Here is an 11,708-nt window from a genome sequence, read left to right on the forward strand (position 1 = left end):
TTGGTGCCTAGAGCCAGCCCCCACGGAATTCCTCGAGACACAGAGACCCTCTCTGGATTGTGAACATTCTCGCCCGATACTCTGCGGCACGATGCATCAGAAATCTCAGGTTGGCCCTCTCGACGGCGTCTGGCCGAGACGAGGTTCCCGAAACAACGAGGCATGAGGGAAGCACGCCACGACGGTCCAAATGTTCCATGGCCAATTGAGTGTGATTCTGGGTCCCCAGGCCAGGTCGGCAGACGAGAGCAAGGCGTACCCTTAGGTTCCCCGCGGCTACTCTATCGGCGCGCCGACGCAGGGTCTCGACGACCTCGACCACTGTCTCGCCTTCAGGGGTCAAGGCCACCGTGACTCCCCCGGACCCTTCGATCACCAGCGTTGTCGAAGTGCTCAGGTGCGAGTTCCAGCGTGCCAGGTGGGATTCCATCGAAGGCAATTCGACATCCGTCGAATCGGACCAGTCCAGCGCGTCTCGAGGCGCCATCGCGGGGCCGAGCCTTGCTCCTTCCGAACCGGTCAACCCTTTCGGATGTCCCATCAGGTCGAAGCACTCCTCGACGTCTCCGGGCTCCCCTGGCTGCAGACCCGTCTGGACTGGTTTGTCGATGTGGACTTGTCCCGTTCCTCTCAAGATTTCTCCCGCGAATACCGCCGTGGTCCACGTTTTGCCGACCTCTGTGTCGGTCCCCGTGACCACCCAGATCGAGGTTTGTGGAAGGGAGCTCGTGGCGCAGGGATCAGAAGGTGTGATCACGAATTCTCCGCAATGACGTGTTGTGGGGATTGGAAAGACAGAAGCGTCAGCCACGAGGGTGCGACACCGCTCGGACGCAGACCGGGCAGGCTGCGGGCCAACTCGTGGATCACGAGCGAGGACTCCTGTTCGGCGAGCGCCGCACCGAGGCAACGGTGGATTCCGTGTCCGAAGGCCAGCCGGTGGTCCGGCAGTGCGTCGCCTGAAAGACGGAGGAGCAGGTGATCGCCGGGTTCCGTGTGCAGTCCGGGCCGGTCGGTCGGAACCGCTGATTCCCGCCGCCAGGTGGGAACCGATGAACTCCTGCGGAGGGTCTCGCGGATGAGTTCCTCGGCCGCGCCCGGTCCGGATTTGGGGTTCCCGAGTTCCGTCCAAAGAGAGCGATCACCGAGTGCCCGGTGGAGAGCCGTGCTGATCAGCATTCTGGTGGTCTCCTGCCCGGCGATGACCAGGAAGTATCCCAGGGAGACAACACGTTCGACGCTGATTCCGGCATCGAGCAGGCTCGCGAAGAGGTTCTCACCGCCGCGCGATTCTTGGACAGCGCTCCTGAGCCAGACGTAGAACTCCGCAGCCGAGCGAGCCAACCGTATCTGTCGGGACCGCTCGGGCCATCCCCAGAACAATTCGAGGGAGTCCGCACTCCACCGTTGCAATTCGGGGGACCCGGGAGCGGGCATTCCGGAGAGCATCTGCAGGCTCCGGGCGGGGACGGCGAAGGAAATAGTGCGGGAAAGGTCCACCGGCCCCGAGCCGAGGTCGGCTTCCAGTTCTTTGATGCTTTCTCGGCAGATTCGACGGATGTCGGGAAGTCTGCGTCTGACCGTGGCCGCCGAGAAGTACGGGGTCGTGACCCTTCGCACCCTTCGATGCAATTCGCCTGTCGCGGAAGCGAGGACCGGAGGCAGTTGGAATCCGACCTTGGCCAGGATCCGTCGAGCGGCCGGGTCCAGAGGGACGTTGCTCGTCAGCGCGTTGTCCGGGAGGAATGACCGGGGATCGCCCATGACTTCTCGCACCACGTTCGGGTCCTCGACCAGGATCTGCCGGTGACGGTGTTCGGGCGGACGAGCGTCCCGCGCGGCGAAGGGACAACTGTCCGTGATCCCCCATGCCCGTTCGACCGAGGAAGCGACGTGTTCGAGCGCGATGACGAGCTTGTCCGGCCGGTGGTCGGCATGAACGGACAACCTGATACGGGAGATGTTGTCGGGAACGCTCGGGGGCCGGAAGACTCCCACTCGGATTCCGGCCTCGTCCAGTTCCCGGGCTACCGCGAGTGCGGATGCCGCGGAAGGCATGCGGAGGGACAGGATGGGCCCGTCTCCGCCGTCCAGCACGCGTTCGACGGCGGAGCGTCGTCCGAGCACCGTCCGGGCGAGGCGGCGCCGCTCCTCGAGCCTGCCCGCGAGATTCTGTTCGGCGGCGGCGGTGCAGGCGTCGAGGGTGGCCGCAGCCACAAGCGGCGACAAGCCGGTATCGAAGACAAAGGGACGGGCGGTGTTGACCATGTGGTCGCGCCACAGGGCGGCTCGGGTCTCCGAGCCTCCGAAGAGGATCACGCCGCCTTGTCCCGCGAGCGCTTTGGAGAGGGAAGCCGTGACGATGACCGGTACCGTCACATCTCGCTCCCGACTCCATAGCCCGTGTCCTCCGGTGAGGGTTCCGTCCGGAACGGTGGCGAAGCTATGGGCCTCATCGACGACCAGAAGAGCCCGGTGGGCCGCGCAGAGTCCTGCGAGCGCGTCCAGGTCGGTCGCGTCCCCCAGAACGGAATACACCGACTCCACGACGACGGCGATGCGACCGCCCGGTTGTGCTTGCCGTGCGTTCTCCAGCGCATGCGCCAGCTCGGCAAGGTTTTGATGAGGGAAGAGTTCGTGGCGGGACGTCGCTGCTCGCGCTGCGTCGCGCAGGCTCGCGTGCACGTGCTCGTCCATCAGTAGTGTGGTTCCCGGGGAGTCAAGGGCACCGATGACGCCCAGGTTGGCCAGGTATCCCGACGAGAAGACGAGCGCGTCCGTCGCTCCCGCCAAGCGCGAGAGCGCCAATTCGAGCTTCCGGTGTGCCGGGTACGTGCCGGCGACGACGCGGGAGGACCCCGCGCCTACGGGTGCGGGGTCCCGACGACCGGGTAAGCCGCGTGAACCCAGACCCAGATAGTCATTGGAGCGGAAATCCATCAGCGTCGCACTCGATTTTGTCGCAGGGGGCGCGTCGGCCGTTCGGTTCAGATTGCGCCGTTTCCGTACGCGTTGCCGGTTCTCGGCCCATTCGTTCCAATCGGTGTTCATCCGTGGACCTCGTCAATCGCTTCGATGATCCCGTGGCAGATCTGCCGCGTCTGGGGGTCGGTGGTGATGTAGGGCGGCATCACGTAGACCAGCCGCCGGAACGGTCTGATCCAGACTCCCCGTTGCACCGCGGCCCGGGTCACGGCTCGTACATCCACGTCACAGTTCAGCTCGATGATGCCTACGGCACCCAGAACTCTCACGTCCGCGACCGAGTCCAGATTCGTGGCCGGTGCCAGACCGTGGGCAAGTGATCGTTCCAGGCGGGGCACTTGCCGTGCCCAACCGGACTCCTCGTCTGTCAAAAGTTTCAGGGAGGCCAGGGACACGGCGCAGAACATTGGATTGCCCATGAAGGTTGGGCCGTGCAGCAACGCGGCCGGCATTCCGTTTCTCCCTTCGGAGACTTCTTTCGCGACCCGTACGGTCGTGAGAGTGGCTGCGCCCGTCATGGTCCCGCCGGTCAGGGCCTTGCCCAAGCACATGATGTCCGGCTCGATTCCGGCCCACTCCGATGCCGTCCATCGACCGGTTCTGCCGAATCCGGTGGCGATCTCGTCGAGGACGAGCAGGCATTCATGGGTGTCGCACGCGCGGCGAGCGACGGCGAGGGCTCGTGGGTCGTACACGTACATGCCTCCGGCCCCTTGAAGCACGGGTTCGAGGATGACGCCGCCGATACGGTCCCGGTGGTCGGCCAGGGTTCTTTCGAATTCCTCGGCCCACGTGTCCAGGGCTTGGTCGTCCCAGTTCCATGAACCGTGGTCGACATCGTAGTGGCCTCCGGGCGGCCTCGGGGCGAAGATATGTTGTGGCGCCAGTGGACTGAACGCGTGGTGCATTCCGTCGACAGGGTCGCACAGGCTCATGGTCGCGAAGGTGTCTCCGTGGTATCCGCCGCGAACCGTCAGCATCCGGTTCCTTTCGGGTCGGCCGACGGCGGCTTGGTACTGGATGACCATCTTGAGTGCGATCTCCACCGCTATCGATCCGGAGTCCGAGAAGAAGACGTGTTGCAGGCCTGAGGGCGTATTCGCGACGAGGCTCTCGGCCAATCGGACGGCCGGTTCGTGGGTGAGACCCCCGAACATCACGTGAGGCATGATTTCTGATTGTCGTCGTAGAGCGTCGATCAGCTTCGGGTGCGAGTGCCCGTGGACCATGGCCCACCACGAGCCCATTGCGTCGATCGCGTTATGTTCCCGCCCGTCGGCATCGTTCAGGTGAAGCAGGGCGCCCTCGGCGGATCGAACCGAGTACAGTTGTTCCTCCCCGACCGGCGAATACGGGTGCCACACGCGGCGAGCGTCCCGGGAGATCAGGTCCTGGGCATCAACCACGGCCGCGCTCCGCTATGAGGGATGCGCATGGTCCGGGATTCATCAGACGACGCCGGGACTGGTGGCGACACACGGTCTGCGGGTTCCTCGGGCTGTGTTGCGGTGATGGCATGAAAGTACGGTAACCAGTTTTTGAACGGTGTTCAAATACCATTCCGAATTCTGTCGCATCTCGGCCTGGTCAAGATATTTTGGCCCATTATCCCCTGGAGGCCAACGTTCCCAGGATTTCGTGTAACCAGTAAAAGGCGCCCTTACCCGGTTGCGGTCTCGGTGTAGGCGGCATCGAAGAACTCCTTTTCCAAGCGGACGGCCGCCGTCCAGCGCTCATTGAGGGCCACGGTGTCCACGGAGGTCTGCGACGCCGCACGATTCAGCTCGTCGACGAGGAACTGGCACCACTCGCGGAAGGCCTGGCCCCGATGCAATTCAATCCACCCACGATGCAGCTGGCTCTCCGGCATGGTCAGATCCCGTTCTCCCCAGTCCAGATAGAGGCATTCGGCAACGACGAGCATGACCAGGAGTTCGGCGTAGGACGCGCTACGCACGGCGCCGCGCATAAGATCCTTGAAGCTCGACGCCGGGGCGTTCAGCTCCGGGTCGAGGCGTTCCTTCTCGGGCACGCCCAGCTCGTCGAAGGAGCGGATGAAGTAGCCATCCTCGTCACTGGCGAGCATTCCGAGCTGACGTGAGAAACGCAGCTTGGCACCGATAGTGTCCGCGTGGGCGACGCAGGCCCCCACCATGGAGATGAACTCGTCGAAAAACTGGTAGTCCTGCTTGAGGTACTCGGCAAGAACCTCGTCAGCGATGGTCCCCGAGAAGAGCTCTCGCACGAACCGGTGATCGACGGCGGCCTCCCAAAACCCCGCCGACGGTCCGTGTCGCAGGCGGCCGACCGGGGTGTCCTCCGGCATCGGGATGACGGATTCCACGGCCTGGATGTGGGGTCGGCCGGCTGAGTTCCTATGCGGGTTCATGAGGTCACCTCATTGTCGGGTCGATTGGGGCCTGATTGACGGTGACAGACCGCCTATCGCGAGTCACCATGCCTAAGCATGTGTTGTGTCGAACACAACCTACCTCGGGCATCCACAATGCGCCACGTGAGTCCAGGACCAGAACGAACCGCAGTGGGGTTTGGCATGACCCCTTCCGACATCTATCGAGTTCGAATCGTATCTTCACCCATTGGCGAAGCCGTATTCAGTCCCCGATACTTAGCGAGTAATCCAGCTGAGGTGTCACGAAGCATTAGGAGAGTTGGTGATGCAATTCGTGTGCTCAAGCACGGCGGCCTCCTGCTGGCTGCGGGAATGCTTGCTTTCGACCTCTCAGCAGTGCCCGGTCTCGACTTCATCCCCTGCCCCGGACTCTGGTGCTCAGCGCGAGTACCCGCTTGTTGCAGAAAGACCTCGGGCCGCGGAGCGGCGTGGGGTAGCCGGCGTGTGCGAAGGGCCGGGCGGGAACCCACCGTAAGATTCCGGCCCGACCCTTCGACATCGGCCGCTCGTAGTCGGCGCGTGTTTCTAGGCGTCCTCGGCCTTAGCGTCCTCCGCCTCTCCGACCGCGGCCTTGGACACCGGATCCGTGTTGACCCGATTCTGCACGTGCTCGACGATGCGTGCGACGGCGGCCTCGACCGCGACGCCGTTGTCCTGCGAACCGTCACGGAACCGGAAGGACACGGCACCGTTCTCGGCGTCCTCCCCGCCCGCAATGAGCACGAAGGGAACCTTCTCCTTCGATGCGTTGCGAATCTTCTTGGGGAAACGATCGGTTCCGTAGTCGACCTCGACGCGAATGCCCTCTGCCTGGAGCTTCTGGGCGATCTCGGACATGTAATCGTTGAACGCTTCGGCCACCGGGATACCGATGACCTGAACCGGGGAGAGCCAGGCGGGGAATGCCCCCGCATAGTGCTCGGTCAGCACGCCCATGAACCGTTCGATCGAACCGAACTTGGCCGAGTGGATCATGACCGGCTCTTGACGGCTGCCGTCCGCCGCCTGGTATTCGAGGCCGAACCGGGCTGGTTGGTTGAAGTCGTACTGCACCGTGGACATCTGCCACGTGCGGCCGATCGCGTCCTTGGCCTGGACGGAGATCTTGGGGCCGTAGAACGCAGCTCCGCCCGGGTCCGGAACGAGTTCCAGACCTGTTTCGCGCGCGACGTCCTCCAAAACGGCCGTGGCTTCTTCCCATTGTTCGTCCGTGCCGATGAACTTGTCCTTTTTCTCCCCCTCGGTCTCGCGGGTCGAGAGCTCGAGGTAGAAATCGGTCAGGCCGAAGTCCGTGAGCAGCGAGAGCATGAAGTTCAGGAGGTGGCGCACCTCGCCCGGGGCCTGTTCCTTGGTCACGTAGCTGTGCGAGTCGTCCTGCGTGATCATCCGGACGCGGGTCAGCCCTTGGAGCACACCGGATTTCTCGTCACGGTAGACCGTGCCGAATTCGAAGAACCTCAGGGGCAGCTCGCGGTAGGACCGCCCACGTGCCTTGAAGATCTCGTTGTGCATCGGGCAGTTCATGGCCTTGAGGCGGTAGTTGCCGTTGTCCAGTTCCATCGCCGGGAACATACCGTCAGCGTAGTACGGAAGGTGCCCGGAGGTGTAGAACAGGTCCTCCTTGGTGATGTGCGGCGTCCCGACGTACTGGAAGCCTTCCGCGAGGTGCCGGTCGCGGACGTAATTCTCCATCTCGCGCTTGATGACACCGCCCTTCGGGTGGAACACGGGCAGGCCCGGGCCGATGTTCTTCGGGAACGAGAACAGGTCGAGTTCCTCGCCCAGGCGACGGTGATCGCGGCGTTCGGCCTCGGCGATGCGCTCCTTGTACTCGGTGAGCTCTTCCTTGGTAGGCCATGCGGTTCCGTAAATGCGCTGCAGCATGGGGTTCTTCTCGGAACCCCGCCAGTAGGCTCCGCCCGAACGGGTCAAGGCGTATCCGTTGGCGATCAGCTTGGTGTTGGGCAGGTGGGGGCCGCGGCAGAGATCCTTCCAGACCGTCTCCCCCTTGCGGTCCACGTTGTCGTAGATCGTGATCTCGCCCTCGCCGACCTCGACCGAGGCGCCCTCGGCGGCGTCGGCTCCTGAACCGGGGCCCTGCGAGAGTCCGAGGAGCTCGAGCTTGTACGGCTCGTCCTTCATCTCCTCGACGGCTTCGTCGTGGGATACGGAACGACGCCGGAAGGTTTGGCCCGACTTGATGATCTTCATCATCGACTTCTCGAGCTTCTTGAGGTCCTCGGGCGTGAAAGGGTCCTCGACGTCGAAGTCGAAGTAGAAGCCGTCCGTGATGTACGGGCCGATGCCGAGCTTGGCGTCGGGACGCATGCTCTGCACTGCCTGTGCCATGACGTGAGCGGCCGAGTGGCGCAGGACCTCGAGCCCCTCGGGCTGGTTAATGGTCACGGGGACGACGACGTCGCCGTCCGCCACCTCGGTGCTCAGGTCCTTGAGGACGTCGTTGATCCGGGCGACCACGACCGTGGCGTTGTCGGCGAACAGGTCCGCGGCGGTGGTGCCCGTGGTCACCTGCTGGGGCTCGCCGTGGACGGTGATCTGCAGGTTTTCGGCCGGGTTCTCGGCCATGGACACTCACTCCTTGTGGTGGTCGGCGCGCGGCGATACCTGGGACACGCGCAGTGGAAATAGGCACCCGGCGGTCGATGGGAACACGGCGGGTCGTGACGATTCTACCCACAAGGGACTTGCTCGTGCTTCCCGCCGCTGAGGCCTCGCACCAACTCGTGACGTGGGGCATTGCGGGTCGCTCGGTCGGGGCGCCGGCGTCGGATTTCTCGGCCGCGATGCCGGGCATCGGGCAATCCGTAGGGGCGTCCGCTCCGAATCAACAGTGCATGTAGAAACGACAAGCCTCTTGGAGAGACAACATCATGCTCGCGCTGATTCTGCTGGGCCTTCTGGGCGGTCTGGTCACCGGAATCTCCCCGTGTATCCTGCCCGTCCTGCCTGTTATCTTCTGGACCGGGGGCGCGGATTCCGCCAGGTTCGACGACGACCCCTCGCGGCCTCGCACTTCACGGTGGCGCCCGTACCAGGTTGTCGGCGGTCTCGTCCTGAGTTTCTCCGCCGTCACACTGCTCGGCTCGCTCCTGCTCGGTGCCCTGCACCTGCCACATGACCTCATCCGCTGGTTCGGCATCGGCTTCCTGATTCTTGTCGGCCTCGGAATGATCGTTCCCCGCCTCGAGCAGCTGATCGAACGACCGTTCTCCTGGGTCCCCCAACGCCAAGTCAACACCCGACGCGGCGGATTCCTCATGGGCCTGGCCCTGGGCGCCGTCTACGTCCCCTGCGCCGGACCCGTGCTGGCCGCGATCACCGTCGCGGGCGCCACGGGACGCATCGGTCCCGACACCCTCACGCTGACTCTGTCCTTTGCCGTCGGTACCGCCGTCCCGCTGCTCTTCTTCGCACTCGCCGGACGCGGGCTTGCCGAGCGATTGAAGGCCTTTCGGCGTCGGCAACGAATGGTTCGGACCACCGCGGGCATTCTGGTGATCGCTTTGGCCGTGGGCCTGGCCCTCGATTTTCCGGCCGCCGTCCAACGCAGCGTGCCGGACTACACCGCGTCGGCACAAGAACTGATCGATCACGGAACCCAACGCCACAGCGGGGCCGCCAGCGGATCGGAAGTTTCCGGGAAACCGGGAGGGTCCGGCGACGTCGACCATCTGGCCAGCTGCCAGCAGAACTCCGGCGCCAGGGACGGCTGCTCGCCCGCTCCCGAACTGCGAGGCATCACGGGGTGGCTGAACACCGAGGGCGGGAAGCCCGTTTCCCTCGAATCCCAGCGCGGCAAGGTCGTGCTGGTCGATTTCTGGGCCTACTCGTGCATCAACTGCCAACGCACGATCCCGCACCTGAATGCGCTGTACAGCAGGTACAAGGACGCCGGATTGGAGATCGTGGGCGTCCACACCCCGGAGTATGCCTTCGAGCACGAGACCGACAATGTTGCCGCGGGCATTCGCGAGCAGAAGATCGCCTACCCCGTGGCCCAGGACAACGACTACGCGACTTGGAAGGCTTACGACAATCACTACTGGCCCGCGCACTACCTGGTCGACGCTTCCGGCAGGTTGCGTGCGTCCAGAACGGGAGAAGGCGGCTACGACGTCACCGAATCCCAGATCCGCACCCTGCTGAAGGAAGCGCATCCCGGGATCCAGCTTCCCGCACCCGTCGAGTCAGGTGCCAACCACGACAACGACGACGAGTCGCACCGCACCCCAGAAACCTATCTCGGCACGGACCGCGCACAGTCCTATGTCGGCGAAGGAACCTACTCGGCGGGAAATCGGGCATTCTCCGACGGCGACCCCACGCGCGACGATTCCTTCACACTGTATGGAAACTGGAATCTTTCCGGGGAAAGCATCCGACCCCGTGATGAAGCAGCCTCCCTGAGCCTCAACTTCACCGCGAAAATCGTGCAGGTTGTTGCTTCGGGGACCGGAACCATCGACGTCGAGACCCCGAACGGCCACCGGCAAGTGCGCCTGGATGACCAAGCCAACTCCTATGACCTGATCAACGAGGCCAAGCAGGAGTCCGGGCAGATCAAGGTCACGGTAGCACCGGGAGTAAAGCTGTACTCCTTCACCTTCGGGTAGAGATCAATGATCCGGGTGGACCAGGAGCGGAATGATCCCGGCATCGATACGGTTGTGATGTGCACGATCGTTTCTGCCGATCGCGCCCGTGCAGCATCCCGTCCGGGCGCGGCAGTCCGGAAGAGAGTTATGAGGCCGCGGTGAGCAATGTCGAAGCAGACCCCCAGGAGACCGTGTGCGCCTCGAATCCGGAGCGCGGTCGGTTCTCGGCAGGATTGCGCGACGGGGTCACGGTGGAACGGTGCGAGGCTGGCATCGTCGAAATCCTCGAGCCCCGCAAAGTGCCCCTGGGCGGGCCGCGAGCGATGACGGTGCTGCGCACCCTGCCTCAGAGGGCCCGGTCGCTCATCGGCGCCTGGTGCTTCGTGGACTCCTTCGGCCCGGACGACGTCGCCCGCACGGGTGGCATGAAAGTGGCCCGGCATCCGCACACCGGCCTGGCCACGGTCTCGTGGTTGTTCGAAGGCAGCATCGACCACCTCGATTCCGCGGGCCACTGGGCCACGGTCAGGCCGGGTGAGGTTAATCTGATGAATGCGGGCCGGGGAATCACCCACTCGGAATTCTCCTCGGCGCAGACCACGACCTTGCACGGGCTCCAGCTCTGGTATGCGCTTCCGGAGGCAGCCCGTTTCTCCGAGCCGGACCTCGATTCATTCCGCCCGGACACCATCCGAGGTCAAGGCTACGAGGCGTTGGTGTTTCTGGGGTCTCTGCTCGGGCAGAGCTCCCCCGTCCGCACGGCCCTCCCCCTGACGGGCGCCGAGCTGCGTCTCGAACCCCACACCGAAATCCAGATCACCGTTCCGGAAGACCACGAACACGGTCTGGTCCAGGTCAGCGGGCCCGTGTGGGTCAACGACGTTCCCGTGACGCAGAACGCAATCGGGTTCGTCCCCACCGGTCACCGGTCCATCAGGATCAGCGCGGGGGCGGAACCCGCGCTCGCCTTGCTCATCGGTGGCGAGCCCCTCAACGAGCAGATCGTGATGTGGTGGAACTTCGTGGGACGCAGCCACGAGGAGATCGTCCGATGGCGCAACCGGTACATGCGTGAAATGGGCTTCGAAAATGGGGGCGAGGATGAGAGCGAGCGGGGCGCTCCCGGCTCCTTCACCTCGGCCTCCGCGTCCATGGACGAGGCCGGCTCCGATCCCGCAGAGGAACAACCCCGGCTCCAATTCGGCCATTTTCCCCCGGACACTCCCGCACCCCTGCCCGCCCCGGAGGTTCCGCATACACGTTTGAAGCTCCGCGGCTGACACGGCGTCGGCCGCTGAGGGAAGCACAGAAGGAGGAGCAGCCATGACACAACCTACGTCAGACGATCCGCATATGGTTCGTGGCCGGCAGGAAGGCCGGGAGGCCTTCGAAATTCACGTCGACGATTCCGGGAAGGCCGCCGGATTCACACAATTCGTGGATCATTCGGGACCGAACGGCGAACGCGCCCGTATTTTTCCGCACACCTTCGTCGACGAGAAGTTCTCGGGCCAAGGCCTCGCCTCCGCCCTGGTCCGCCGGGCCCTGGACGAGAGCATCGAGGAGGGATCCACGATCGTTGCCGTCTGCCCCTACGTCAAGACCTGGATCCGCAGACACCCCGCGTACGAGGAATTCTCGACTGCGCCGACCTCCGAGCACCTTCAGGCCCTCGACTGACGTTTCCTGCTCGG

Annotated in this window: 9 protein-coding genes; 4 read left to right on the plus strand and 5 right to left on the minus strand. The window is 64.2% G+C overall.

Features of this window, described 5'->3' with window-relative positions; all coding sequences use genetic code 11:
* Positions 1 to 7: 7 nt before the first annotated feature.
* From bioD to thrS, 5 genes are all read right to left on the minus strand, one after another.
* Positions 8 to 757, minus strand: a complete 750-nt coding sequence (bioD, locus tag sake_RS07640; protein WP_165000954.1) for an ATP-dependent dethiobiotin synthetase BioD — start codon at positions 755 to 757, stop codon at positions 8 to 10.
* Positions 754 to 3,051, minus strand: coding sequence for an aminotransferase class I/II-fold pyridoxal phosphate-dependent enzyme (locus sake_RS07645; protein ID WP_178945756.1), 2,298 nt, complete (start codon positions 3,049 to 3,051; stop codon positions 754 to 756). The genes bioD and sake_RS07645 overlap by 4 nt, the downstream gene beginning before the upstream one ends.
* Positions 3,048 to 4,391 carry an adenosylmethionine--8-amino-7-oxononanoate transaminase gene (gene bioA, locus sake_RS07650; protein WP_129359486.1) on the minus strand — a complete coding sequence of 448 codons (1,344 nt, stop codon included), beginning with the start codon at positions 4,389 to 4,391 and terminating at the stop codon, positions 3,048 to 3,050. Before bioA ends, sake_RS07645 begins: the two co-directional genes overlap by 4 nt.
* Positions 4,392 to 4,645: 254 nt before the next feature.
* Positions 4,646 to 5,374 carry a TenA family protein gene (locus sake_RS07655; RefSeq protein ID WP_238147587.1) on the minus strand — a complete coding sequence of 243 codons (729 nt, stop codon included), beginning with the start codon at positions 5,372 to 5,374 and terminating at the stop codon, positions 4,646 to 4,648.
* A 549-nt stretch (positions 5,375 to 5,923) separates the two neighbouring features.
* Positions 5,924 to 7,984 (minus strand): threonine--tRNA ligase, encoded by a 2,061-nt coding sequence (gene thrS, locus sake_RS07660; RefSeq protein ID WP_371811887.1) that lies wholly within the window; start codon positions 7,982 to 7,984, stop codon positions 5,924 to 5,926.
* A gap of 95 nt (positions 7,985 to 8,079) precedes the next feature.
* On the opposite strand from thrS, the gene sake_RS07665 reads away from it, so the two are divergent.
* The 4 genes from sake_RS07665 (at position 8,080) to sake_RS07680 (ending at position 11,694) form a co-directional block, all read left to right on the plus strand.
* Positions 8,080 to 8,259: a hypothetical protein gene (locus sake_RS07665; protein WP_178945758.1), complete on the plus strand. Its 180-nt coding sequence runs from the start codon at positions 8,080 to 8,082 to the stop codon at positions 8,257 to 8,259.
* A gap of 30 nt (positions 8,260 to 8,289) precedes the next feature.
* Positions 8,290 to 10,032: a cytochrome c biogenesis protein DipZ gene (locus sake_RS07670; protein WP_178945759.1), complete on the plus strand. Its 1,743-nt coding sequence runs from the start codon at positions 8,290 to 8,292 to the stop codon at positions 10,030 to 10,032.
* A gap of 140 nt (positions 10,033 to 10,172) precedes the next feature.
* Positions 10,173 to 11,294 (plus strand): pirin family protein, encoded by a 1,122-nt coding sequence (locus tag sake_RS07675; protein ID WP_129359483.1) that lies wholly within the window; start codon positions 10,173 to 10,175, stop codon positions 11,292 to 11,294.
* Between the two features lie 43 nt (positions 11,295 to 11,337).
* On the plus strand, positions 11,338 to 11,694 hold the full coding sequence (locus sake_RS07680; RefSeq protein WP_197964418.1) for a GNAT family N-acetyltransferase: 357 nt from the start codon (positions 11,338 to 11,340) through the stop codon (positions 11,692 to 11,694).
* The last annotated feature ends 14 nt before the right edge of the window (positions 11,695 to 11,708 follow it).

Source organism: Kocuria sp. TGY1127_2, assembly GCF_013394385.1.
Lineage (GTDB): Bacteria > Actinomycetota > Actinomycetes > Actinomycetales > Micrococcaceae > Rothia.

What these genes read in the sequence shown, in the direction of transcription:
- sake_RS07645 (WP_178945756.1), bottom strand. Translation starts at nt 3,051, where the DNA reads ATGAACACCGATTGGAACGAATGGGCCGAGAACCGGCAACGCGTACGG.
- sake_RS07655 (WP_238147587.1), bottom strand. Translation starts at nt 5,374, where the DNA reads ATGAACCCGCATAGGAACTCAGCCGGCCGACCCCACATCCAGGCCGTG.
- thrS (WP_371811887.1), bottom strand. Translation starts at nt 7,984, where the DNA reads ATGGCCGAGAACCCGGCCGAAAACCTGCAGATCACCGTCCACGGCGAG.
- sake_RS07670 (WP_178945759.1), top strand. Translation starts at nt 8,290, where the DNA reads ATGCTCGCGCTGATTCTGCTGGGCCTTCTGGGCGGTCTGGTCACCGGA.
- sake_RS07680 (WP_197964418.1), top strand. Translation starts at nt 11,338, where the DNA reads ATGACACAACCTACGTCAGACGATCCGCATATGGTTCGTGGCCGGCAG.